The organism is Streptomyces carpinensis, from assembly GCF_002154505.1.
Classification (GTDB): domain Bacteria; phylum Actinomycetota; class Actinomycetes; order Streptomycetales; family Streptomycetaceae; genus Streptomyces; species Streptomyces carpinensis.
Genome location: NZ_MUBM01000019.1, coordinates 1 through 23,724, shown reverse-complemented (window position 1 = coordinate 23,724; position 23,724 = coordinate 1). Strand labels below are relative to the sequence as shown.

Here is a 23,724-nt window from a genome sequence, read left to right as displayed (position 1 = left end):
CGGGGGTTCCGCGGGGGCGCATTGCGGGTCGGTGGCCAGCGAAGGAGCGTCGGTCAGCGGGCGGTGCCGGCAGCTGGGGGACTTTCCGTGGGCCTCGGCGCGGATCCGCTGTTTCATCGTGGGGGGCAGGGACCGGCCGTGTGGCCTGGACCAGGGTGACAGTGACGTCGTCTGTGCTCGCAGCCGGGTGCTGGTGCTCTTGGATGCCGTCTCCGACTGCCGCGCGGCGTTCGCCGTAGCGGCGGTCGTGGTGATGAGTCCGAGCGCCGTGCAGAGCGCGAGGAAGGCGGTGACGATGGCGGTCCACAGCTTGACGACCTTGTGCTGGTCCATGTCCCCTCACTTTCGGGTTGGGCGATTTGCGTACTTTGCTCATCATGTGTATGAGCGGCGCGAAGTGTGGGACCGACGCCCGTGGCGCGTCGTTCTTCGGATGAACACCACTCGGATGGGCGCACGAAGGGCGAAAAAGTACGGAGACGGGAGGGAAGTGGGCGAAGTGACCGTCCGTGCGGGCGTGATCACGCTCCGGCCGGATGGATCTGGTCCGCTTCTACTGCGCTCCGGCACCCCGTAGTTGGGGGCCCCCGCAGGTCACCGATCGATATCGGTCGGTGTGTATAGTCGGGCGCCAGAGGTCCCCTACGTCAAGGAAAGACGAGGTCGCGCGGTGAAGAAGCTTCTCCTGGTCGCACTGGCCGCCATCGGCGGGCTCCTCGTGTACCGCCAGATCCAGGCGGATCGCGCCGAGCAGGATCTGTGGACGGAGGCGACTGACTCCGTGCCCACGGGTTCGTGAGCATCGACATCCGATACTGAGCAGGCCCCGACCGCCGTTGCGGTCGGGGTTTTGTGTTGCCGGCGCCGGCCGTCCGGGCCTGGTGAAAGATCCTCGTGTTGCGGTGCTGTGGCCAATGGGGTAGTCGCCGACTCATGAGGCGGCCGTTTCGGACGCTCGTGCGGAACGGGCGGATGGCGCAACGGCCCGCGGGGCAGGATGGGCGACGTCCGAGGCGGCGGCGAACGCGAGGGGTGGCGCGGGATGAGACGGCCCACGGCTGGACGGCGGTCCGTGGCGAGGCGGGAACCCGTGGCGGAGCGGGAGGTCGCGGCGGAGCGGGAGTCCGCCACGGTGCGGGAGTCCGCCACGGTGCGGGGACCTGCGACTGGGGGAGGATCCGCGGCCGGACGCAAGCCCGTGGAGGAGCGGCCGTCTTCGGTCGGACGGGCCACCACCGCCGCCGTCGTCGTCCGCCTGGCAGTCGTCGTGGCGGTGCTGGGCCTGGTGGCGGCCCTCGCGCCGGGGATGAGCGCGGTCGCGGAGGGGACACCGGGCGCGTACGCCTTCACCGACGGCGCACGGTCCGTCGCCGGGGCGACGACGACCTCGGGCGCCAGGAGCCTGGAGCCCGGCCGCACCTACGCAAGCTCCCTGCCGGTGAACGGCCGGCTCTACTACCGTCTCGACCTCGACGCCACGTCCACCGCCTACGTCTCCGCCACCGCCGTCCCCGGCACGGGCAGCACGGTCTCCGCCACGGACGGCCTGCGCGTCTCCGTGCAGGACGCCCAGGGCAACGCCTGCTCCTACCAGGCCACTCGCTTCGGCACGAGCCGCAGCGCGCACCCGATCGCCGCGTGGGGCACGCGCGAGGCCTCCCCCGGCCGCACGCTGTGCCAGGGAGCCGGTACGTACTACGTCCTCGTCGAGCGCATCGCGGCCGCGGGCTCCTCGCCGGGCACCTGGCCCCTGGAACTGGCCACCGTGACGGAGCCGACCCTGGAACGGACCGGTGCGACGCGGGCGCCGCAGACGTGGGACTCGGTCTCGCCCGAGCCGATCGACGGGCAGACGGTGGACCGATCCGGCGGTGCCGGCTTCGCCACGGCCGCGACGGTCGGGCAAGGCATCTGGCAGGACCGGATCCGGCCCGGTCAGACACTCTTCTACAAGATCCCGGTCGACTGGGGACAGCGACTGAACGCCACCGCCGAGCTGGGCGGCTCCAGCGGCGGCAGCGGCTATGCCGACGGCGCGCTGACGCTGTCGCTCTACAACCCGGTGCGCGGCTCCGTCGAGGACGCGTACGCCGGTTACAGCGGCCGGCCCACCTCCGCCGGGCTCGCGCCCCTGCCGCCCGTCGCCTACGCCAACCGCTACGGTTTCGCCGACCAGGTGAAGGCCATGCGGTTCGCCGGCTCCTACTACCTGGTCGTGCACCTGGCCGCCCAGACGGCGAACACGTTCGGCCGGGGACCCTACGTTCTGACCCTGCGGGTGCGGGTGGACGGCAGGGCGCGGCCGGGGCCGGGATACGCGGGCCGGTCCGAGCCACGAAACCTGTTCGCGGTCACGGCCCAGGACCGGGAGGCGGCGACCGCGGCCGGGGCGGGCGGCGGCTCCGCGGCGCTGCGCGCGCTCGCCGTGGGCGGCATCGGCGCGGGGACCGTCCTGCTGGCCGTCCTCGGGGCGTGGACGCTGGCCGCCCGGCGGCGGGCGGGAGCCTGGTAGAGGAACGGGCAGCCCCTCAGAGGCGGGCCAGGGCCCAGAAACCCACCGCGTAGCAGGCCAGCGCGAGGAGCAGGAGCGGCAGCACCACCTTGGCGGGCGGACCGGTACGACGGGGACGTACGGCGCGGTGCCGTGAGACTTCCTGCGCCGGAACGGGGACCTGTGGGACCTCGGCGGTGTACGAGGCAGTGGAAGCAGGGGCCGCGGCGAAGGCGCCCGCACGGGGGAAGGGCGGCAGCGCACGAGTGGGATCGTGGGGGCCTGCCGGCGGGGGCAGACGGAAGCTGCCGGTGTCCTGGTCGGACGGCATCGAACCGCCGGGCTTTCCGGTCGGCGTCCAGGCCCCCTCCGCCCCGTCAGCCTCCTTTGCCCCGTCAGCTGCCTCCGCCCCGTCAGCCCCCTTCGGCCCGGCGGCCCGGTGGGTGCCATCAGCCCTGCCGGTCCCGTGGGTCCCCTCGGTTCCGTCGGCCGGCTCCGAGCCACGGGGCGTGCCTGTGCCGTCCGTCCCAGAAGCCTCGGAGGAGGCGACGGCGGGGGTCGGCCGAGCCGACCCACGGGTGCCGCCCGTCGCCGTCGCTGTGTCGACCACCACACCCGCACCGAGTTCGAGCGGGCCGTCCGGACCGAAGCCCGGTGGCAGCGGGCCGAGTTGGTCGAAGACCTCGATCTGCTCCTCTTCCGGCCCCGGCTCCCCGAGGAGCTCGGCGGCCGCGGCGAGGGCCTTGCGCGCCCCCGTGGCCGTACGGAACCGGGCCAGCGGATCCGGTTGCAGCAGTGCCGCCACGACCTGCCACAACGGCTCGGGAACGCCCTTGGGGGCACCCGGCGTTCCATGCTTGGCGAAGTACTCCACGAGCGCCTTGGCGTCCGGCTTGGCACCCTGCAGCAGATAGAGGGCGACCAGACCGGTGGCGAACAGGTCGGCGGGGAAGTCCGGTTCCGCGCCCATCATCTGCTCGGGAGCGAGATAACCGGGGGTCCCCACCACGAGGTTGGTCTCGGTCAGCCGCGGTTCGCCCAGCCGCATGGCGATACCGAAGTCGGACAGCCGCAGTCTGGGGCGTCCTGTGCCGGTGGCCTCCAGAAGCACGTTGGCGGGCTTGATGTCGCGGTGTACGACCCCTTCCGCGTGCACGGCGGCGAGTCCCGACAGCAACTGGTCCAGGAGGGTGCAGACGAACGCCGGAGACAGCGGGCCGTAGTCGCCGACCAGGTGGACGAGCGAGCCGCCGGCCACCAGGTCCATCGTGAACAGGACCTTGTCGTCGTCGGCGGCCCAGCTGGCCGGTGCCAGCACATGGGGGTGCTCGATCCGCAGCGCCTGCTCCCGCACGAAACGCAGCAGGGAGTGGGCGTCGCGCTGCTGGAGCACCTTTGCGGCCACGTACCGGCGGCGTCGGTGGTCCCAGACACGCCAGACGGCGCCGACCCCACCGCGCCCGATCGGGTCGGCCAGCTCGTACCGGCCGGCGAAGACCTCACCCATGGCTGTGCGTCGCTCCTCCCCCTGCGGCTACCCCCCTTGCCTCCCCCGCGACGCGCGAGGCGACGCCTCCCGGGGCGTCAGTTCTGGTGGGACTGGTAGTGCGCGACCGCGTCGGAGGTGCGACCCGCGCCGTACACCCGAAGGAACTCCGCCAGTTCGGGGTGGGCGGGGGCGAGGCTGTCGGCCGCATCGATGATGTCGCCGGCGGCGGCGACCGAACGCAGCAGCGACTGGATCTCGCGGACCACGCGCTTGACCGTCGGCGCTCCCGAACTGCTCGTCGTCTGCGTGGTGTTGCTGAGCACCGAGCCCCCCTGCGACCTCTTGATCTCCTCCATGCGCTCGGTCGCCTCGGCCGCGCTGACGCTGCCGTCCGCCACCTGCCCCGCAAGTTCCTGCAGCAGCTGCACCCGCTGGACGACCGCTGGATTACCGATCTTCGCGCGCTGGCCGCTCATCAGCTGCGACAGCATCGGTGCGGACAGCCCCAGTACCCCCGCCAGCCGGGCCTGGTTGAGGCCCAGGTCGTCTATGAGCTTACGGAAGAGCGCCCCCAACGGCTCCCCGTACCAGTTCCGCTGCAGTTCCCGCGCTCTTGCGGTGGCTTCCTGCTGTGCGGCGTCCATTGCGTCTCCCCATCGCTTCCCCGAGTACCGTGGTTCGCTGTAGCGAACCACGCGGAGCATCTTACGGAGAGTGGTCGGCCACGGGGACCCCCAATCTTTTTGCGAGATCCGGGGGGTGACCCGGTACTCTGGTCTGCGGCACCCGACCGGCGGCCGGTTCGTCCGGGCGGATGCTCCTCTGCGGGGCCTTAGCTCAGTTGGTAGAGCGCTGTCTTTGCATGGCAGATGTCAGGGGTTCGACTCCCCTAGGCTCCACCGCACCAAAGCCCACCTGACCTGCGGAAACGCCGGTCAGGTGGGCTTTTTTCGCACAGTACGGCGCCCACGGCTCCCGCCCCGGCGCCCCCTCCCGATCAACCTCGCACAGAACGCCCTGAAGGGGCATTCTTGGCTGAAAGGTGCATCGAGGCGGTCGCCGGGAACGGACAGGTGTGCAACGCATGGGCAGGCACGGTGCGAGCGGAAGCGACTCCTTCGGGATCCGATGCGCCGGCGGGAACGCCCTGGCCCTGGCCATCGCGCGCGAGCGGCACCTGCTCGACCAGCTGCCGATCCCCGTCACCTTCTTCGACACGAGCCGACGGCTCGTGTGGCTGAACCGCGCCGCCGCACTGGTCTCCAACCGGCCCGCGGAGGCGATGCTGGGGCTTTCGGCGGGGGAGATCGAGCCCGGGATCACCATCGAGGGCGGCCGCGAGTTCAGCGACGCCGTCGATCGGGTGATGCGCACCGGCGAGGCGGAATCGTGGCAGAGCACGGTGACGCTGGACGGGACGACGCTCACCTGGCGGGTCACGCTCTCCCCGCTACGCAGCCCCGAAGGCGAACTCCTCGGAGTGTCCGCCGCCACCCTCGACACCACCGAACAGTTCTGGGCACGACGCAGCCTGGCGGTACTCAGCCAGGCCAGCGCACGGATCGGCAGCACCCTGGACGTCTGGCACACCGCCCGGGAGCTGACGGACCTGGCAACCGAGACCTTCGCCGAGCGCGTGACCGTCGACCTGCTCGCAGAGGTCTGGGACGGCGAGGGCAGCGGCACCGAACTCAGCGACGGGCCACCCGAACTCGACGGCGAAGCGATCGAGTTCCGGCGCGTCGCATCGGGTTCGGCCCCCGGCTGTCCACCGGAACCGACCGCGGCGACGGGAGGCGTGCACTCCGTCGCCCGCGACTCACTGATCGGACGCGTCCTCCAGGACGGCCAGCCCCGAGGAGACACCTCCTGGCCACCCGGCGTCCCGGACGAGGACCGGCCGCCGCCGGACGGAACCGCCACCCCGGCCGAGGCGGACGAGCCGCACAGGCAACGAGCCGCACTGCTCGTCCCCATGCTGGCCCGCGGCACCACCCTGGGCATCGTCACCTTCGCCAGACACCGCCGCCACCCCGTCTTCGACAAGGCCGATGTCCACCTCGCCCGCGACCTGGCCGCCCGCACCGCCGTGTGCCTGGACAACTGCCTGCGCTACAGCCGGGAACGGAAGACCGCACTCGCCCTGCAACGAAGCCTGCTGCCCGGCCACGCCACCGAGCACCAAGCCGTGGACATCGCCTCCTGCTACCTGCAGAGCACGAGCACCACCGGCAGCGGCGGCGACTGGTTCGACGTCGTACCCCTCTCCGGAGCCCGGGTCGCCCTGACCGTCGGCGACGTCGTCGGAAGCGGTATCCGGGCCACCGCGACCATGGGCAGGATGCGCACCGCGGTGCGAACGCTCGCCGACGTGGAACTGGCTCCCGACGAACTGCTCACCCACCTCGACGACATCGTGATCAAACTGGACCAGGAGGAGGCGGCCCACGCCGGCGGTGTCCCGGTGGCAGGCGCCACCTGCCTCTACGCGGCCTACGACCCGGTCACCGGCCGCTGCTCCATGGCGTCCGCCGGCCACCCCGAGCCGGTCCTCATCCACCCCGACGGCCGCGTCGAGGAACTCCCCGTGCTGCCCGGCCCCCCGCTGGGAGGCGGCGGCCTCAAGTTCGAGGCCACCGAGTTCGACCTCCCGGCCGGCAGCCTTCTCGCGTTCTTCACCAACGGGCTCCTGCACGCCTCCGACAAGGGCCCCGACACGGCACGGGCCGAACTGCACGCACTGCTCGCTCAACCCGCCGAGTCGCTCCAGACGGTGTGCGACCGCGTCGTCGCCCACCTCGTGCCGGCCCAGCCGACCGAGGACGTGGCCCTGCTCCTCGCCCGCCCCCACCGCCTCGGCAGCGACCGACTGGCCTCCTGGGACCTGCCCAGCGATCCCGCGGTCGTCGCACCCTGCCGGGAACGCGCGGCCGCCCGGCTGAGGGAGTGGGGGCTCGGAGAGGACGTCGTCTTCACCACCGAACTCATCACCAGCGAACTGGTCACCAACGCCATCCGCTACGGTGCCGACCCCGTCGTGCTGCGCCTGCTCCGGGACACCTCCTCGCTCATCTGCGAGGTCTCCGACGGCAGCAGCACCGCCCCTCACCTGCGCCGGGCCCGGACGTACGACGAGGGCGGACGCGGACTGCTGCTCGTCGCGAGCCTCACACAGCGCTGGGGCACCCGCTACAGCGACAACGGCAAGACCATCTGGACCGAGCAGCCACTCGCCCAGCGCCTCGCGTTCGGATCACGCCGGCCTCGCGGAGCCGGCGACCGAAGCAGTCGGACTGCCCAGAGCAGCCGGAACGCCCCGAGCAGCCGGATCGCCCAGAGCAACCGGACGCTGCCCGGAGCCACGCAGACGCCCACCCGGAAGAAAGGCCAGGAGCAGGGCCGCGCACGACGAAGCTCCCCGCCGATCCGCGAGAACGCGCACCGACAGGGAGCTACCGCGAGGGGCCGGGCCCAAGACGAACCGCCACCCGGCGGCCGCACCGCCACCGTAGGGCGCGGTCAGCCCTGCTCGTCGCGGTCCGCCGCCTCCTCGGCCTCCTTCGCCTCGACCTCGGGGTCCAGGACCGACTGGCCGCTGCCGTCCACCGACGTCAGCCGACCGTTGTCGGGAACCTCGGTCGCGGCCGGCGGTTCCACCAGCCAGTCGGGGTTGGCCTGCTTGTCCCACCACTTCCAGGCGGCGAAGGCACTGCCCGCGAGCACACCCACCATCGCGAGCACCTTCGCGATACGGCCGGCCCGTGCCCGCCGGCTCTGCCTGCGGGCCAGCTTCTGGATCTTCTGCGCCGGGACCTGGCCGCGCAGCGCGACCAGCGCCGCGGCACCTCGCGCGGCAGCCTCGTCCGCGACCGGCCCGGCCGCGGCCATCGCCTGCTCGATCCTCGGCCTGGAGTACTCGGCGGCCTGCCGGGCGGCCTTGCGCGTCCGCTCGGCCGCCTCCTGCGCGGCCAGGTCGATCTTCGGCGGCACATACGTCATGGCCTGCGTGCGAGCCTGCTCCAGCCGGGGCGCGACATAGGTGCCGTACTGCACGCGGGCCTGGTCGGCGGCCAGGGACACCTTCGGCGCGAGCCGTACGCGTGCCTCGTGCGCGTAGTGCGCGGCCCTCTCCCTGGCCGTGTCGGCGTAGGGCGCCACCACTTCCGCGGCGTGCAGCACGCTGTCCTTCGCCGAGCCGGTCGCGGCGCGCACGCTATCGATGCGGGTCACGGGTTCCTCCTCCTCGGTGGCGTACGGTAATTCGACTTTCCACCCTTTTACGGATCATGCCTGTCAACGAGCCCGCGAGCATGTGTGCACGGGCATCCGTGTCACGGGCGACGACTCAGGTCCCCGACGGCTCTTCCTGATCGGAAAGCCACCGGGAGACGGTCACGGACCGCCGGAACGGTCACGCGAGACGATCGGAGTGCAATTGCGGATGAATACGGGGCAACGGGAGCTTGTCGATGACAATGCCACGGATCGCCGCGCAGCGCTCCCGACCCGAGTGGACTGACCCCGAATTCCGCAACCGATTCCGGCGGATGTCCGCCCGGACGCGGGCGCCGGGCGACGCGGGCTGCCCACCGTGCGAGGATCGGAGGGTTAAGGGAAGACAACGGAAGGCAGATCGTGGCTGAGCAGCTCTACGCCACCCTGAAGACCAACCACGGCGACATCGAGATCCGGCTCCTGCCGGACCACGCCCCCAAGACGGTCCGCAACTTCGTGGAGCTCGCCAAGGGCGAGCGCGAGTGGACGCACCCCGCCACCGGCGAGAAGTCCACGGCGAAGCTGTACGACGGCACGGTCTTCCACCGGGTGATCAGCGGTTTCATGATCCAGGGCGGTGACCCGCTGGGCAACGGCACCGGCGGCCCCGGCTACACGTTCGAGGACGAGTTCCACCCGGACCTCGCCTTCAACAAGCCCTACCTGCTGGCGATGGCCAACGCGGGCCCCGGCACCAACGGCTCCCAGTTCTTCGTCACCGTCGCCCCGACGGCCTGGCTGACCCGCAAGCACACCATCTTCGGCGAGGTCACCGACCCGGCCAGCCAGAAGGTCGTCGACGCCATCGCGAGCACGAAGACCAACCGCAACGACCGCCCCCTCAACGACGTGGTGATCGAGTCGGTCGTCGTCGAGACCCGCGGGGCCTGAGCACAGGCGGACGACCCAGCCGTTCCCCGGCCCGGCGAGGGAACCAAACGCCCCGCTCGTCCGTAAGGATGAGCGGGGCGGTGCGTTGCCCACGGCGAGCCGCGCACCGTCCAGAGCGAACATGAGGGGACCCCATGGAACAGGCGCCAAGCGGCCGGTCGGAGGCACGAAGCAGCCTGCCCACCTGCTACCGGCACCCGGACCGCGAGACAGGCATCCGCTGCACCCGCTGCGAGCGGCCGATCTGCCCGGAGTGCATGGTCAACGCCTCCGTGGGCTTCCAGTGCCCCGACTGCGCCCGCGGCGGCTCCGGCACGGGGCACTCCCCGGCCGCGTCCCGGCCCCGGACGATCGCCGGTGGCAGCGTGGCGGCCGATCCGCGTCTGCTCACCAAGGTGCTGATCGGCATCAACCTGGCCGTGTTCCTGGTCCAGCTGTCCGTCGGAGACCGCTTCACCAACCGGTTCGAGCTGATCGGCCAGGCCTACGTGCCCCTCCTCGGCGGCATCGAGGGCATTGCCCATGGTCAGTACTACCGGCTGCTGACCGCGATGTTCCTGCACGGCAGTTACATCCACATCCTGTTCAACATGCTCAGCCTGTGGTGGATCGGCGGTCCCCTGGAAGCGGCCCTCGGCCGTGCCCGCTACCTGGCCCTCTACTTTGTCTCCGGACTGGCCGGCAGCGCGCTCACCTACCTGGTCGCCGCCCCCAACCAGCCCTCCCTCGGCGCCTCCGGCGCCATCTTCGGCCTCTTCGGCGCGACCGCGGTCCTGATGCGCCGCCTCAGGTACGACATGCGGCCGGTCATCGCGCTGCTGGTGGTCAACCTGATCATCACCTTCGGCTGGAGCAACATCGCCTGGCAGGCGCACATCGGCGGCCTGGTCGCCGGCGTGGTCGTCGGCTACGCGATGGTCCACGCCCCGCGCGAGCGCCGGACGCTGGTGCAGTACGGGACGTGTGCGCTGGTGCTGGCGGTCGTCGTCGTCATGACGGTGCTGAGAACGGCCCAGCTCACCTGAGACGAGCCGCCGGCCGGCCGTTGTCCACAGTCCGTGCCGAATCTTGTGCATAGTGTGCGGGAACAACTGTGCCCCCTGTCGCTCACCTGTGTTTGCGCAGGTCAGACAGGGGGCGAACGGGTGTCCATGGGGTGGTGTGACAGTCGTACCGGCGTCAATGGTCGACTGGTTATCCACAGATCGTCGGGTTTTCCCCAGGCTTCGTGTGGAAATTCGACCCAGGCTGTGGATAACTCAGCGGATAGCCGTGGGCAGAGCTGGGTTCACCCCACGGCAGACTCCGCTTCCACTGCCGAAAGCCGTCTGCTCGCGTCGCGAGCGGACGGCTACTTCCACTGCGTGGAGACGCCGAATCCGGCCGCGATGAAGCCGAAGCCGACCACGATGTTCCAGTTGTCCAGAGCGTTGATGGGCAGCGAGCCGTCGGTCACGTAGAAGACGACGATCCAGGCCAGGCCGATGACGAACATGGCGAGCATCACAGGCGCCACCCAGCCGCGGCTCTCCAGCTTGAGGCTCGTCGCCTGCTTCGCGGGCGGCGGCGTGTAGTCGGCCTTCTTGCGGATCCGTGACTTCGGCACGAGGGTCTCTCCTGTCGATGCGCTGCGTGGCCGCGCAGGGAACTGGGCTTGCTCCGGGGGCGTACACGGTGGGACTGCTGGGGGAAACCGAACGCTCCCCCGGGCGTCCGTTAGCGTAGTGCTTCCGTGGCGCCGAAGGAGATAAGGGTACGTTGAGCAATTCTGCCGACTCCCCGGGGACGGGAGCCAGCCCGGTCCGTACGCGCCGTTTCCGGCCGGTGCGGATCCTCACCGTGGCCGTTTTCGCCCTCGCCGGGCTCATATTCTTCACCAGTTTCAATACGGCCAAGGGCACCAATATCCGGACGGACACCTCGCTGCTGAAGCTGTCGGACCTCATCCAGGAGCGCAGCCGGAAGAACAAGGAACTGGACGAGTCCAACGCCGCCCTGCGTGGCGATGTCGAGTCCCTCGCCGAGAGTGACGACGGCAGGACCAAGGCCCAGGACGAGAAGCTGACCGGTCTGGAGAAGAGCGCGGGGACGCAGGCGGTCAAGGGGAAGGCCGTGTCGGTCACCCTCAACGACGCCCCGCCGAACGCGACCGCCAAGCTCCCTGGTTACCCCGAGCCACAGCCCGACTACCTGGTCATCCACCAGCAGGACCTCCAGGCCGTGGTCAACGCCCTGTGGAACGGTGGGGCGCGGGGCATCAAGGTCATGGACCAGCGGCTGATCTCCACCAGCGCGGTGCGCTGCGTGGGCAACACGCTGATCCTCCAGGGCCGCGTCTACTCCCCGCCCTACAAGATCACGGCGGTCGGCGACCCGGACCGGCTGCAGAAGGCGCTGGCGGACTCCCCGGCGATCCAGAACTACATGGTGTACGTCAACGTCTACGGCCTCGGCTGGAAGGTCACGGAGGATGGGACGGTGACCCTGCCCGGCTACTCGGGCACGGTGGACCTGCACTACGCGAAGCCCGTGAAGTAGCCGGTCGTCCTCACCGCGACCGGCGGACACCCCGGGGTCGTCGCCGCCACGTGTCCTGGTTTCACGTGGAACAGCTTCCGCCCGACCCTGCGGAGGCCGGGAAACCGAAGGCGCCGCGCCGTTAGTCTGGTGCCGTACGGCGTGAGTCTGGTGCCGTGGTGAAAGAAAGGGACGGCATGTACGGCTGGATCTGGCGGCATCTGCCGGGGAACGTGTGGGCCAAGGCGCTGATCTCACTGGTGCTGGTCCTGGCCGTGGTCTACGTCCTCTTCCAGTACGTCTTCCCGTGGGCCGAACCGCTGCTTCCCTTCAACGATGTGACGGTGAACAACCAGTGAGTGCGCGGATCCTCGTCGTCGACAACTACGACAGCTTCGTCTTCAACCTCGTCCAGTACCTGTACCAGCTCGGCGCCGAGTGCGAGGTGCTGCGCAACGACGAGGTGTCCACGGCGCACGCTCAGGACGGCTTCGACGGTGTGCTGCTCTCGCCGGGCCCGGGTACTCCCGAGCAGGCCGGTGTGTGCGTGGACATGGTGCGGCACTGTGCCGGGACCGGGGTCCCCGTCTTCGGTGTGTGCCTGGGGATGCAGTCCATGCAGGTGGCGTACGGCGGAGTGGTGGACCGGGCGCCCGAGCTGCTGCACGGCAAGACCTCGCTGGTGGAGCATGAGGGCAGGGGCGTCTTCGCCGGCCTTCCTTCCCCGTTCACGGCGACCCGGTACCACTCGCTGGCCGCGATGCCTCCGACCGTGCCGGACGAGCTGGAGGTCACCGCCCGTACCCACGACGGCATCATCATGGGTCTGCGCCACCGGGACCTGCCTGTGGAGGGCGTGCAGTTCCATCCCGAGTCCGTGCTCACCGAGCACGGGCACCGGATGCTGGCCAACTGGCTGGCGGAGTGCGGTGACGAGGGGGCTGTGGCGAGATCGGCGGGGCTCGCCCCGGTGGTGGGCAGGGCCACGGCGTGACCGCGCTGCGCCCCGAGCGCGAGTCCGGCGCCGGCTGGTACGGCTCGGAGGGCTACGACGCCTCCGAGGACCCGTACGCCTCGGTGCCGTACGACCCGCGTGACTCGGCGGCGCCGTACGCGTCTTCACCCTCCGAACGGCCGTACGTACCTTCTCCCGCCGAGGCCCCGTACGTGCCTCCCCACCCCGAGCCGCAGTACGTGCCTTCTCCCACCGAAGCGCCGTACGGGGCCTACCCCCCGGAGGCACCGTATGTGCCTCCGCCTGCCCAGCCGCCGTACGTTCCTCCGGCCGCCGAGGCGCCGCCGTATGTGCCTCCGGCCGCCGAGGCGCCGTATGTGCCTTCCCTCCCTGAGGAGACGGTGGGGCTGCGGGTGCCTGATCCGCCGCCCAGGGCCTCAGAAGGCTCAGCGCGCACCGCTGCGGCCGGAACGACCGGAAGCCCGTCTGAAAGCCCACACGGCGGCCGTGCGGCCCGTAGAAAGGCCGCCAGGGGCCGTCACGGGCGTCATGGGGCCGAGGTGTCGGGGCGAGACGGCGCGCCCGCGGATCAGCGGTCCGCTCCCCTCTCCCGGGTGGAGGCACGCCGGCTGGCGCGGGCGCGCAAGCCCAGCCCGGGCGTGGTCGCCAGCCGGATCGTCGGCGAGGCGTTCATCACCACCGGTGTGGTGATGCTGCTGTTCGTCACCTACCAGCTGTGGTGGACGAACGTCCGGGCGCACGCGCAGGCGGGCAACGAGGCGCACCAGCTCCAGGACGACTGGGCGAGCGGCAAGCGCAACCCGGGGACCTTCGAGCCGGGGCAGGGCTTCGCCATCCTGCACATCCCGAAGCTGGACGTGGTGGTGCCGATCGCCGAGGGCACCAGCAAGACGAAAGTGCTGGACAAGGGCATGGTCGGGCACTACGGGCAGGGCGACCTCAACACGGCGATGCCGGAGGCGAAGACGGGCAACTTCGGGCTCGCCGGCCACCGCAACACCCACGGCGAGCCGTTCCGGTACATCAACAGGCTCAAACCGGGCGATCCGATCGTCGTGGAGACGCAGGACACCTACTTCGTCTACAAGACGACGTCGACGCTGCCGGTGACGTCACCGGCCAACATCGGTGTCCTGGATCCCATCCCCAAGGGGTCGGGGTTCACCGAACCCGGTCGCTACATCACACTCACCACCTGCACACCGGAGTTCACCAGCAAGTACCGGTTGATCGTCTGGGGCAAGATGGTCGAGGAACGGCCGCGCAGCAAGGGCAAGCCGGATGCGCTCGTGAGTTAAAAGGCGGATGATCAGTGGCAGCGACCACGGACGACACGGCAGAGCACACCCACGGCGGGCCCGCACCGCGCCCGCGCCGCCGGGGCTCCGGCCGGCTGGCCCTGGCCGTCAGCGTCTTCGGTGAACTCCTCATCACGGTGGGCCTGGTGCTCGGTCTGTTCGTCGCCTACTCGCTGTGGTGGACCAACGTCGTAGCGGACCGCAATGCCGACCGGCAGGGCCACAAGGTCCGCGACGAGTGGGCGCACTCCGCCCCCGGCGCCCCCGGCGCGCTGGACACCAAGGACGGCATCGGCTTCCTGCATGTGCCGGCCATGCACAACGGCGAGGTCCTGGTGAAGAAGGGCACGTCGACGGACGTCCTGAACGACGGCGTGGCCGGCTACTACGTCGACCCGGTCAAGGCGACCCTGCCGATGACGGGCAAGGCCGGCAACTTCACCCTCGCCGCCCATCGGGACGGCCACGGCGCGAAGTTCCACAACATCGACAAGATCGAGAAGGGTGACCCGGTCGTCTTCGAGACCCGGGACAAGTGGTACGTCTACAAGGTCTTCGACATCCTGCCCGAGACCTCGAAGTTCAACGTCGACGTCCTGGCACAGGTCCCGAAGGAGTCGGGCGTGACCAAGCCCGGCCACTACATCACCCTGACGACCTGCACGCCGGTGTACACGAGCCGGTACCGGTACGTGGTGTGGGGGGAGCTGGTGCGTGTGGACAAGGTGGACAGCAAGCGGACGCTGCCGAAGGAACTGCGGTGACCGAGCTCCTCGCAGGAGCTCGGTCATCTAGCATGGCTGAGGCCCGAAGCCGCAACCTTCCTTTGCGGCTTCGGGCCTCTTTCTGTCGTCCTCGGCCCTACTTCAGCGCCGTGAGCAGCTCGCCTGCGGCCCACTTCTCCAGTGGGCCACGGTGTACGGCAGTGATGCCGGCTTCCTCGGCGATGCTGAGGGCGTCGGGTGTGAAGCGGCAGGTCGCCACGAAGAGCGCCACGTCCGCGGCGTAGAGAACCTTGGCGGACCCGACGAACTTCTGGACCTCGGGACTGGTGATGTGCAGGTGGGGCGCGAACCTCTTGCACTGGGCGACGAGGCGTCGGCCGTCGGCCGTGAGCGCGGTGATGTCGACGCCCCGGTCTCCGTGGCGTCCGAGGACGACGACGCTGGTGCAGCCGTCGCGGCGCAGGAGCGTGGCGATGTGGTGCTCGAACTCGCGGCCGGTCATGGCGTCCATGGCGGCCATGACTCCGGCGAGGGGGCGATCGTCGCGGGGACTCTCCAGCCTTCGGAGGCGTGCGTGGTGCTGCTGCAGTCGCCTCTCGATGTGCTGGACGCCCGCTCGCAGCGCCATCAGCTCCCTGCGGTGCTCGCCCGACGTCTCGATCAGGGCGTTGAACATGGGCACGACGGTCTTGCCGAGGATGTGGGTGATGCGCTGGTCGATGCGGTCGTCGAGGGAGGCGACGTCCGGCTGCGGCGAGTTTTCCACAGGCTGTGTGCGCGCCAGGTATTCCATGTCGAGGAGGTAGGTGCGTACCTGGCGGGCGACATCGCTGTCGCGGAGGAGCATGGCGACGTTGAGGATGGCGCGGCGTGACCAGACGGCCAGGCCGGAGCGCCTCTGTGGATAGCCTCCGGAAGAGGAACTCAGATTGAGTTTCTGAAATTCTCGCAGGTCAGCGCCGCGCAGCACGCGCAGCCCGTTGGACTCGAGCTCCTGCCGGTGGCGGCTGAGCAGGTTGTTGACGACGGTTTCGGCCACCTCGAAGTACGCCGCGACCATCGCGGTGGTCACGTGCATTCCGTCCGGCAGCAGCGACAGGGCTTTTACCCTGTCGAGCACGTCCGTGCGGTCCATCACGCTGTCGCGCAGGCTCCTTGATTCCAGGAGCGCTGAGTCGTTGATCATGTTCTTGCCCTTCTGTCGGCGGGCGGGCGGCATGGCCAGGGCAGAGAGCTGCGAGTCCCCACCCCAGCCGATCAACGAGTGATGACATGAGAAGACACGAGCGAAATGCGAGCGGATGTGCGTTTGAGTAGCGGGCCCCAAGCAACGGAGCCTCGGTTTCCCTTCCAGGAAGGGAAACCGAGGCTCCGTTCGTCGGGCTCGGGGCCCGGCCGGGCGGTCAGCCGAAGATGCCGCCGTTGTTGTTGCCGCCGTTGCCGGGGCCGTTGTTGTTGCCTCCGCCACCGCCGAAGGTGGTCAGGGTGACCTGGGTGTTCGCAGGGTCGTCGACCTGCTGGTTGCCCTTCGGGTCCTGCCTTATGACGAGCGCGTTGTCGTCCGAGTTGCCCGGGACCTGGACGTTGGTGAAGCCGGCCTGGTTCAGGGTCTGCTTGGCCTGCGCCACCGTCATGCCTACGACGCTCGGAACCGGGGTCTTCTGCTGCTGGACCTGCTGGCCGATCTGGATCGTCACCGTGGAGCCCTTATCGACCGGTGAGCCCGCCGTCGGCGAGGTCTGGATGACCTTGCCGGCCTTGGTGGGATCGTTGTTGGGCACTTCGGTGCAGTTGCCGCTGAGGTTGCTCGCCTCCAGTTGCTTCTTGGCGTCTTCGCAGGACTGGTTCGTGACGTCCGGGACTGTCACCTTCTCGGCGGCCTTGGCGACGATCAGGGTGACCGTCGAACCCTTCTGTACTTCCTTGCCGTTCACCGGGTCCTGGTCCAGGACGGTGTTCGCGTTCTCCGTCGACTCCCTGAACTGGGTCTCGACCTTGAACTTGTAGTCGTTGCCCTCGAGCTTCGCCTTGGCGTCGTCGAGGCTGAGGCCCAGCACGCTGGGGACGGCCACCTTCGGGGCCCCGGTCGACAGCGTGAGGTTGACGGTGGTGCCCTTCTTGACCTCGTTGCCCTTGGCCGGGTCCTGGTCGCAGACCTTGCCCTTGGGCTCGTTCTCGCAGGTCTTCTGGGTGAAGGTCACCTTCAGGCCGACGTTGTCCGCCATGGACTTCGCGTCGGCCCTCGTCTGGTCGACGAAGTTCGGTACCGGCACCGTGTCGTTGCCCGCGCCGCCGCTGCCGCTGAAGACCCACTTGCCGATCAGAATGGCGCCGAGGAGCACCAGGACGCCGGCGACGACCAGGAGGATCGTCGAGGTGTTGGACTTCTTCTGCTGGCGGCGCCGGTCGGGGCGGTCGTCGTAGCCGTAGCCGCCGTCGTCCGGGTTCATCGGCGGCAGCATCGTCGTGGCGGGGGCGCCCGCGTCGGGGCGCAGTGCCGTGGTCGGCTGGTCGTCGGGGTAGCCGCCGTAGTTCACGGCGCCCATCGCGGCCGTGGCCGCGACGGGCTGGCCGTCGAGGCAGGCCTCGATGTCGGCGCGCATCTCGTCGGCCGACTGGTAGCGGTAGTCGGGGTCCTTCACCAGCGCCCGCAGCACGATCGCGTCCATCTCGGGCGTGATCTCGGGGTCGAAGACGCTCGGTGGCTGGGGTTCCTCGCGGACGTGCTGGTAGGCCACCGCGACCGGGGAGTCGCCGACGAACGGCGGGCGGACGGTCAGCAGCTCGTACAGCAGGCAACCCGTCGAGTACAGGTCCGAACGGGCGTCGACCTGCTCGCCCTTCGCCTGTTCCGGCGAGAGGTACTGGGCGGTGCCGATGACGGCCGCCGTCTGCGTCATCGTCATGCCGGAGTCGCCCATGGCGCGGGCGATGCCGAAGTCCATCACCTTGACCTGGCCGTTGCGGGTCAGCATGACGTTCGCCGGCTTGATGTCGCGGTGGACGATGCCGTTGCGGTGGGCGTACTCCAGGCCCTGGAGGATGCCGATGGTCATCTCCATGGCCCGCTCGGGCAGCAGCTTGCGGCCGCTGTGCAGAAGCTCACGGAGTGTGGAGCCGTCGACGTACTCCATCACGATGTACGGGATCGAGACCCCGTCGATGTAGTCCTCGCCCGTGTCGTAGACCGCGACGATCGCGGGATGGTTGAGCGAGGCGGCCGACTGGGCCTCCCGGCGGAACCGGGCCTGGAAGGAAGGATCGCGCGCCAGGTCGGCGCGCAGTGTCTTCACCGCCACGGTGCGGCCCAGGCGGGTGTCATGCGCGAGGTACACCTCCGCCATGCCACCACGGCCGAGCACCTGGCCCAGCTCGTACCGGCCGCCGAGGCGACGCGGCTCTTCCATAGCTACCTACCAGCCCTCTCCGTCGGTCCCGACCGGCACCACGTGTGCCGCCGGAGCTGCCGTCCGGGCCTACCGTACCCGGCTCGCTTTGTGTGACCTGGCCAAGACCGTCACCCGATACAGGACCGGTATCCCAACGTGCACCGATGTGAAGGGGACGTGACAGGGGTCACTTCTTGGAGTTGATGACCGCCTCCATCACGTTCTTCGCGATGGGGGCCGCGAGGCCGCCACCGGAGATGTCCTGACGGTTGGCGTTGTCGTCCTCGACCACCACGGCCACCGCGACCGGAGAGCTGCCGTCGCTGGTCTTGGCGTAGGAGATGAACCAGGCGTACGGCTTCTCGCTGTTGGCGACGCCGTGCTGGGCGGTACCGGTCTTGCCGCCCACGGTGACGCCGCCGCCGATCTGGGCGTTCGTGCCCGTGCCGTCCTTGACGACCGTCTCCATCATCGACTGCAGGATCTGGGCGTTCTTCGAGGACAGCGGCCGGCTCAGCTCCTCCGGCTGGGTCTGCTCCAGGGTGTCCAGGTTCGGCGAGGTGAGCTTGTCGACCATGTACGGCTTCATCAGCTTGCCGTCGTTGGCGACCGCCGAGGCGACCATGGCCATCTGCAGCGGGGTCGCGGCGGTGTTGTACTGGCCGATCGAGGACAGCGCGGTCTGCGACTGGTTCATGCCGTCGGAGAACACCGAGGCGTTGGAGCGGACCGGCGTGAACTGCTCGCTGGTGAAGCCGAACTTCTTCGCCTCCTCGAGCATCTTGGCGTTGCCGAGGTCGGATCCGATCTTGCCGAAGACGGAGTTGCAGGAGTACCGCAGCGCGATGCGCATGGTGGCGTTCTCGCAGGGGATGTTGCCCTCGTTCTTCAGCTCGGTCCTGGTGCCCGGCATGGTCCACGGCAGCGGCGACTTGGTGTTCTCGTCGGCCGAGGTGTACAGACCGTTCTCCAGCGCGGCGGCCGCGGTGACCACCTTGAAGGTGGAGCCGGGCGGGTAGGTCTCGCGCAGCGCCCGGTTCAGCGTCGGCTCGCTGGAGTTGTTCTTCTTCAGGAGCTTGTTCCAGGCGTCGCCGTCGGACTTCGAGGTGCCGGCGAACGACGAGGGGTCGTACGACGGGTAGGAGGCCAGCGCCAGGATCTTGCCGGTGGAGGGCTCCAGCGCGACGACGGCGCCCTTGCCGTGGCCCTTGAGACCGTTGTACGCCGCCTTCTGCGCGGCCGCGTTGAGGGTGGTGACGACGTTGCCGCCCTGCTTGGGCTTGCCCGTGACCATGTCCAGGGTGTTGCGGAAGAAGAGCCGGTCGTCGTTGCCGGTGAGTATGGCGTCGTCGATGTTCTCCAGCTGCGTGGCGCCGAAGGACTGCGAGGCGTAGCCGGTGACGGGTGCCCACATGGGGCCGTCCTTGTACGTCCGCTTGTACTTCAGGTCGTTGAGCCCGTTGCTCTTGGTCTCCGTGGACCCGGTGATCGGGGAGCCGCCGACGATGATGTCGCCGCGCGGGGTGGAGTAGCGGGCGATGGTGACGCGGCGGTTGTTCTCGTCGTTCTTCAGGCCGTCGGCCTTGACGTACTGGAGCCAGTTGTCGCGGATGAGCAGCGTGAGGACCAGCAGGCCGCAGAAGATCGCGATTCGGCGCAGGGGCTTGTTCACGGGCGGACCACCTGGGTCATCTCGGCGTCGGGGTTCGAGGCGGGGGCGGGCGCCGGGCGGCGCGCGGTGTCGCTGATCCGGATCAGTACGCCGATGAGGGCCCAGTTGGCGATGACGGAGGAGCCGCCGTACGCCAGGAACGGCATCGTCATACCGGTCAGCGGGATGAGGCCCATCACACCGCCGGACACGACGAAGACCTGGAGTGCGAAGGCGCCGGACAGGCCGATGGCGAGCAGTTTGCCGAAGGGGTCGCGGGCGGCCAGCGCGGTGCGCACGCCGCGCTCCACGATCAGGCCGTAGATCAGCAGGATCGCCATGATGCCGGCCAGGCCCAGTTCCTCGCCGAAGGTGGCGAGGATGAAGTCGGAGTTGGCGGCGAACCGGATGAGGTCGGAGTGGCCCTGGCCGAGGCCGGAGCCGAGGGTGCCGCCGGAGCCGAACGCCCACAGGGCCTGCTGCAGCTGTTCGGAGTGCATGCCGGGCGCGCCCGACCGGCTCAGCTTGTACTCGTTCATCGGGTTCAGCCAGGCCTGGACGCGCTGGTGCACGTGCGGTTCGAAGCTGGCCACGCCGACGGCGCCGACCGCGGACATCAGCAGACCGAAGACGATCCAGCTGGTCCGCTCGGTGGCGACGTACAGCATGATCACGAACATGCCGAAGAACAGCAGCGAGGTGCCGAGGTCGGTCTCGAAGACCAGGATGAGGATCGAGATGACCCAGACGACCAGGATCGGGCCGAGGTCGCGGCCGCGTGGCAGGTAGAGGCCCATGAAGCGGCGGCTGGCCAGGGCGAGCGCGTCCCGCTTCACCATCAGGTATCCGGCGAAGAAGACCGCGAGGACGATCTTCGCGAACTCACCGGGCTGGATGGAGAAGCTGCCGACGTGGATCCAGATCTTCGCGCCGTAGACGGGCAGTCCGAGGCCCGGGACCAGCGGCAGCAGCAGCAGGACCAGCGCGGCGACCATGGAGATGTAGGTGTAGCGCTGCAGGACGCGGTGGTCCTTGAGGAAGATCAGCGCGACGACGAACAGCGCGATGCCCATGGCTGTGTACATCAGCTGGTTGGGTGCCTTGTCACCGGCCTGACCGATGGCCTGAAGCAGCTTGGACTGGTCCAGCCGCCAGATGACGACCAGGCCGAGTCCGTTCAGCAGCGTGGCCAGTGGGAGCAGCAGCGGGTCCGCGTAGGGGGCGAACTTGCGTACGACGAGATGGGCGACGCCGGCCAGCAGGCCGAGGCCCAGGCCGTAGCTCAGCAGGCCGGAGGGTACCCGGTTGTCGATGGCCAGGCCCACGTTGGCGTAGGCGAACACCGGGATGGCGACGGCGAAGATCAGCAGCGCGAGCTCGGTGTTGCGTCGGCTCGGCGCGCCGATGGCGCCGATCGTGGACGTGTGGTGCGTCGGCGAGTTGGTAGTACTGCTCATCGTGTGACAGGGCCTCTCACGGCTTGCCTACTGCTTACCGCACTGCGAGACGACCTTCTGCTCTTCCTCCGAGAGAGTGGGGCCGGGGCTGGAAGTGGGCGCGGTCGCGGACTTGGACGGGGAGGACGGGGTCTTGGACGTCGACGGATTCGGCGTCGGTGTGGCCTTGGACGTGAAGGAGGCGCGGGTGGTTCCCGTGGTCGTACCGATGCCTGTGGTGCCGTCGGCCTTGCTCTGACCCGCCTTGGCGTCGTTCTCGACGGCGCTGCGCTCCGCCTCCTTCCTGCACGCGGAGGCCTGCACCGACAGCTCGTCGATCTTCTTCCTGGCGTCCTGCAGACCGCCCTCGGCGATCGTCGCCTTGACCTGCTTCTGCTGGTACGGCGGCAGGTACTTGAGTTCGATCTCGGGGTGGTCCGTCTCCACCTTGGACAGCTTCACCCAGGCCAGGTCCTGGCTGATGCCCCGGTAGAGCGCGACGTGCTCGTCGTTGGCGCCGACGAAGTACTGCGTCTGCGTCCAGCGGTAGCCGCCGTACAGGCCGCCGCCGATGACGGCGAGCGCGAGCACGCCGTACAGGGAGCCCTTCAGCCACCTTCGGCCTTTGCGCGGCTTGACGAAGTCGTCGTCGCCGTAGGCGTCGAAGCCGCCCGCCGGGACGAAGCCGGTGGTGTCGCCGGAGCCGGGCGGGCCGAACTCGCCGCCGCCCTGGCCGGGCACCTGGCGTCCCAGGCCGGCGGCACGGCCGGCCGGGGTCTGCATGATGCCGTTGTCGTGCAGGTGGTTCTGGTTCTCGGCGACCGCGCCGACCACGACCGGGGTGTCGGACAGCTGCCCGGCGAGGGTGTCCCCGGTGTCCAGGTCGAGGACGTCGGCGATGATGACGGTGATGTTGTCGGGGCCGCCGCCGCGCAGCGCGAGCTGGATCAGCTCCTGCACGGTCTCCTGCGGGCCCTGGTAGCTGGCGAGGGTCTCCTCCATCGTCTGGTGGGAGACGACGCCGGACAGGCCGTCGGAGCAGATCAGGTAGCGGTCGCCGGCCCTCACCTCGCGGATGGACAGGTCCGGCTCGACGTGCTCGGCGCTGCCGAGGGCGCGCATGAGGAGGGCGCGCTGCGGGTGGGTGCTGGCCTCCTCCTCGGTGATGCGTCCCTCGTCGACCAGGCGCTGCACCCAGGTGTGGTCCTGGGTGATCTGGGTCAGTACGCCGTCGCGCAGCAGGTAGGCGCGCGAGTCGCCGACGTGCACCAGGCCGAGCCGCTGGCCGGTCCACAGCAGGGCGGTGAGGGTCGTCCCCATGCCTTCGAGCTGGGGGTCCTCCTCGACCATGGCGCGCAGCTGGTCGTTGGCGCGCTGTACGGCGGCGCCGAGCGAGGTGAGGATGTCGGAGCCGGGGATGTCGTCGTCGAGGGCGACGATGGTGGAGATCACCTCGGAGGAGGCGACCTCGCCGGCGGCCTGGCCGCCCATGCCGTCGGCGATGGCGAGCAGGCGCGGACCGGCGTAACCGGAGTCCTCGTTGCCCTCGCGGATCATGCCTTTGTGCGATCCGGCGGCGAAGCGCAGTGACAGACTCATGCGCACCTCGCCCGTCGGCTCCGGATACAGCCGATCGTGTCGAGCCACACTGCCCACCCTCCGGTCGGGAGCGCGCCGGGGCCCGGGGTGCCGGCCTCCGTTGCGTGCTCGCTCCGCTCGCGCTCACTCATGATGTAGCACTACTTCCGCAGCTCGATGACGGTCTTGCCGATGCGGATCGGCGCGCCCAGCGGGATCGGCGTGGGTGTCGTCAGCCGGGACCGGTCCAGGTACGTGCCGTTGGTGGATCCGAGGTCCTCGACGATCCACTGGCCGTCGCGGTCCGGGTAGATCCTGGCATGACGGCTGGAGGCGTAGTCGTCGTCCAGCACGATCGTGGAGTCGTGCGCGCGGCCCAGCGTGATGGTCTGGCCCTGCAGCGCGACGGTGGTGCCGGTGAGGGTGCCCTCGGTCACCACGAGCTTGGTGGGGGCGTTGCGGCGCTGCCGGCCGCCGGCCTGCTGACCGCGCTGCTGCGGGGGCGCGGCCTGCCGTGCGGCCTGCTGCGGTCGGCCGGCGTCCCGGCGGGCCCCCCGCTGGGTGACGCGCGTACCGAACAGGTCGCTGCGGATGACCTGCACGGCCACGATCACGAACAGCCACAGTACGGCCAGGAAACCCAGCCGCATGACCGTGAGGGTCAGCTCTGACATTGCCCCCGGTTCACCCTTCGGCTTGCCTATAGATAACGGTGGTGCTGCCCACGACGATCCGCGAGCCGTCGCGGAGCGTAGCGCGGGTGGTGTGCTGCCCGTCCACCACGATGCCGTTGGTGGACCCGAGATCCTGGATCGTCGAGGGCGTTCCGGTCCGGATCTCGCAGTGCCGGCGGGAGACGCCGGGGTCGTCGATCCGCACGTCGGCGTCGGTGCTGCGGCCCAGCACCAGCGTCGGGCGGGAGATCTGGTGGCGGTTGCCGTTGATCTCGATCCAGTAGCGGGTGCGTCCGCCGGCGGTGGGGCCCTGCGGGGGCCGGTGGGCGGCGGG

At 69.6% G+C, this 23,724-nt stretch carries 21 protein-coding genes, 1 tRNA gene and 1 pseudogene; 11 read left to right on the top strand and 12 right to left on the bottom strand.

Annotation, left to right across the window (positions count from 1 at the left end):
• Positions 1-333 (bottom strand): DUF6344 domain-containing protein (locus tag BZY54_RS03745; RefSeq protein ID WP_086723093.1); only part of this gene is annotated, 333 nt, incomplete at its 3' end.
• A gap of 337 nt (positions 334-670) precedes the next feature.
• Between BZY54_RS03745 and BZY54_RS52750 the strand changes: the two genes are divergently transcribed.
• Complete coding sequence (locus tag BZY54_RS52750; RefSeq protein ID WP_003999697.1) at positions 671-799, top strand: DLW-39 family protein; 129 nt, start codon at positions 671-673, stop codon at positions 797-799.
• Between the two features lie 291 nt (positions 800-1,090).
• Complete coding sequence (locus tag BZY54_RS03735) at positions 1,091-2,512, top strand: hypothetical protein (protein ID WP_244216940.1); 1,422 nt, start codon at positions 1,091-1,093, stop codon at positions 2,510-2,512.
• A 16-nt stretch (positions 2,513-2,528) separates the two neighbouring features.
• Here the strand turns inward: BZY54_RS03735 and BZY54_RS03730 are convergent, their stop codons facing one another.
• Both BZY54_RS03730 and BZY54_RS03725 read right to left on the bottom strand, forming a co-directional pair.
• Positions 2,529-3,998 carry a serine/threonine-protein kinase gene (locus BZY54_RS03730; protein WP_086723091.1) on the bottom strand — a complete coding sequence of 490 codons (1,470 nt, stop codon included), beginning with the start codon at positions 3,996-3,998 and terminating at the stop codon, positions 2,529-2,531.
• 77 nt (positions 3,999-4,075) lie between these two features.
• Positions 4,076-4,624 (bottom strand): helix-turn-helix domain-containing protein, encoded by a 549-nt coding sequence (locus BZY54_RS03725; RefSeq protein WP_086723090.1) that lies wholly within the window; start codon positions 4,622-4,624, stop codon positions 4,076-4,078.
• Positions 4,625-4,806: 182 nt separating this feature from the next.
• Between BZY54_RS03725 and BZY54_RS03720 the strand changes: the two genes are divergently transcribed.
• Together BZY54_RS03720 and BZY54_RS03715 are read left to right on the top strand one after the other, a co-directional pair.
• A tRNA-Ala gene (locus tag BZY54_RS03720) sits at positions 4,807-4,879 on the top strand.
• Positions 4,880-5,064: 185 nt separating this feature from the next.
• A pseudogene (locus tag BZY54_RS03715) lies at positions 5,065-7,137 on the top strand (SpoIIE family protein phosphatase); the annotation flags it as partial.
• Positions 7,138-7,499: 362 nt separating this feature from the next.
• On the opposite strand, the gene BZY54_RS03710 reads toward BZY54_RS03715, so the two are convergent.
• Entirely contained in the window at positions 7,500-8,210 is a 711-nt protein-coding gene (locus BZY54_RS03710; protein WP_086723089.1) for a DUF5324 family protein, read from the bottom strand.
• A gap of 405 nt (positions 8,211-8,615) precedes the next feature.
• Between BZY54_RS03710 and BZY54_RS03705 the strand changes: the two genes are divergently transcribed.
• Together BZY54_RS03705 and BZY54_RS03700 are read left to right on the top strand one after the other, a co-directional pair.
• Positions 8,616-9,146, top strand: a complete 531-nt coding sequence (locus BZY54_RS03705; protein WP_086723088.1) for a peptidylprolyl isomerase — start codon at positions 8,616-8,618, stop codon at positions 9,144-9,146.
• Between the two features lie 134 nt (positions 9,147-9,280).
• A complete protein-coding gene (locus tag BZY54_RS03700) occupies positions 9,281-10,171 on the top strand; it encodes a rhomboid family intramembrane serine protease (protein ID WP_086723087.1) in 891 nt (296 codons plus the stop codon).
• Between the two features lie 326 nt (positions 10,172-10,497).
• Here BZY54_RS03700 and crgA read toward each other — a convergent pair whose 3' ends face one another.
• Positions 10,498-10,752, bottom strand: coding sequence for a cell division protein CrgA (gene crgA, locus BZY54_RS03695; RefSeq protein WP_086723086.1), 255 nt, complete (start codon positions 10,750-10,752; stop codon positions 10,498-10,500).
• Between the two features lie 152 nt (positions 10,753-10,904).
• On the opposite strand from crgA, the gene BZY54_RS03690 reads away from it, so the two are divergent.
• The 5 genes from BZY54_RS03690 to BZY54_RS03670 all read left to right on the top strand — a co-directional run bounded on the left by BZY54_RS03690 (position 10,905) and on the right by BZY54_RS03670 (position 14,701).
• Positions 10,905-11,684: a DUF881 domain-containing protein gene (locus tag BZY54_RS03690; RefSeq protein WP_086723085.1), complete on the top strand. Its 780-nt coding sequence runs from the start codon at positions 10,905-10,907 to the stop codon at positions 11,682-11,684.
• Between the two features lie 155 nt (positions 11,685-11,839).
• Positions 11,840-12,022 (top strand): hypothetical protein, encoded by a 183-nt coding sequence (locus BZY54_RS03685; protein ID WP_167413937.1) that lies wholly within the window; start codon positions 11,840-11,842, stop codon positions 12,020-12,022.
• Positions 12,019-12,657 carry an aminodeoxychorismate/anthranilate synthase component II gene (locus BZY54_RS03680; protein WP_086723083.1) on the top strand — a complete coding sequence of 213 codons (639 nt, stop codon included), beginning with the start codon at positions 12,019-12,021 and terminating at the stop codon, positions 12,655-12,657. The genes BZY54_RS03685 and BZY54_RS03680 overlap by 4 nt, the downstream gene beginning before the upstream one ends.
• A complete protein-coding gene (locus BZY54_RS03675; RefSeq protein ID WP_167413938.1) occupies positions 12,654-13,937 on the top strand; it encodes a class E sortase in 1,284 nt (427 codons plus the stop codon). The genes BZY54_RS03680 and BZY54_RS03675 overlap by 4 nt, the downstream gene beginning before the upstream one ends.
• Positions 13,938-13,951: 14 nt before the next feature.
• Entirely contained in the window at positions 13,952-14,701 is a 750-nt protein-coding gene (locus tag BZY54_RS03670) for a class E sortase (RefSeq protein WP_086723082.1), read from the top strand.
• 97 nt (positions 14,702-14,798) lie between these two features.
• Here BZY54_RS03670 and BZY54_RS03665 read toward each other — a convergent pair whose 3' ends face one another.
• The 7 genes from BZY54_RS03665 to BZY54_RS03630 all read right to left on the bottom strand — a co-directional run.
• Positions 14,799-15,848, bottom strand: a complete 1,050-nt coding sequence (locus tag BZY54_RS03665) for a restriction endonuclease (RefSeq protein ID WP_086723094.1) — start codon at positions 15,846-15,848, stop codon at positions 14,799-14,801.
• 217 nt (positions 15,849-16,065) lie between these two features.
• Positions 16,066-18,069 (bottom strand): Stk1 family PASTA domain-containing Ser/Thr kinase, encoded by a 2,004-nt coding sequence (gene pknB / locus BZY54_RS03660; protein WP_086723081.1) that lies wholly within the window; start codon positions 18,067-18,069, stop codon positions 16,066-16,068.
• Between the two features lie 169 nt (positions 18,070-18,238).
• Entirely contained in the window at positions 18,239-19,723 is a 1,485-nt protein-coding gene (locus BZY54_RS03650) for a penicillin-binding transpeptidase domain-containing protein (RefSeq protein WP_086723080.1), read from the bottom strand.
• Complete coding sequence (locus BZY54_RS03645) at positions 19,720-21,159, bottom strand: FtsW/RodA/SpoVE family cell cycle protein (RefSeq protein ID WP_086723079.1); 1,440 nt, start codon at positions 21,157-21,159, stop codon at positions 19,720-19,722. Before BZY54_RS03645 ends, BZY54_RS03650 begins: the two co-directional genes overlap by 4 nt.
• A 27-nt stretch (positions 21,160-21,186) precedes the next feature.
• Entirely contained in the window at positions 21,187-22,737 is a 1,551-nt protein-coding gene (locus BZY54_RS03640; RefSeq protein WP_208640539.1) for a Stp1/IreP family PP2C-type Ser/Thr phosphatase, read from the bottom strand.
• A 140-nt stretch (positions 22,738-22,877) separates the two neighbouring features.
• Positions 22,878-23,390: an FHA domain-containing protein FhaB/FipA gene (locus BZY54_RS03635; RefSeq protein ID WP_086723076.1), complete on the bottom strand. Its 513-nt coding sequence runs from the start codon at positions 23,388-23,390 to the stop codon at positions 22,878-22,880.
• A 10-nt stretch (positions 23,391-23,400) separates the two neighbouring features.
• The coding region (locus BZY54_RS03630) for an FHA domain-containing protein (RefSeq protein ID WP_143667988.1) at positions 23,401-23,724 on the bottom strand (324 nt) is incomplete at its 5' end.

Excerpts from the sequence above, each read along its gene's own strand:
- BZY54_RS03730 (WP_086723091.1), bottom strand. The coding sequence starts at position 3,998 with ATGGGTGAGGTCTTCGCCGGCCGGTACGAGCTGGCCGACCCGATCGGG.
- BZY54_RS03725 (WP_086723090.1), bottom strand. The coding sequence starts at position 4,624 with ATGGACGCCGCACAGCAGGAAGCCACCGCAAGAGCGCGGGAACTGCAG.
- BZY54_RS03700 (WP_086723087.1), top strand. The coding sequence starts at position 9,281 with ATGGAACAGGCGCCAAGCGGCCGGTCGGAGGCACGAAGCAGCCTGCCC.
- BZY54_RS03665 (WP_086723094.1), bottom strand. The coding sequence starts at position 15,848 with ATGATCAACGACTCAGCGCTCCTGGAATCAAGGAGCCTGCGCGACAGC.
- pknB (WP_086723081.1), bottom strand. The coding sequence starts at position 18,069 with ATGGAAGAGCCGCGTCGCCTCGGCGGCCGGTACGAGCTGGGCCAGGTG.
- BZY54_RS03645 (WP_086723079.1), bottom strand. The coding sequence starts at position 21,159 with ATGAGCAGTACTACCAACTCGCCGACGCACCACACGTCCACGATCGGC.
- BZY54_RS03640 (WP_208640539.1), bottom strand. The coding sequence starts at position 22,737 with ATGAGTCTGTCACTGCGCTTCGCCGCCGGATCGCACAAAGGCATGATC.
- BZY54_RS03635 (WP_086723076.1), bottom strand. The coding sequence starts at position 23,390 with ATGTCAGAGCTGACCCTCACGGTCATGCGGCTGGGTTTCCTGGCCGTA.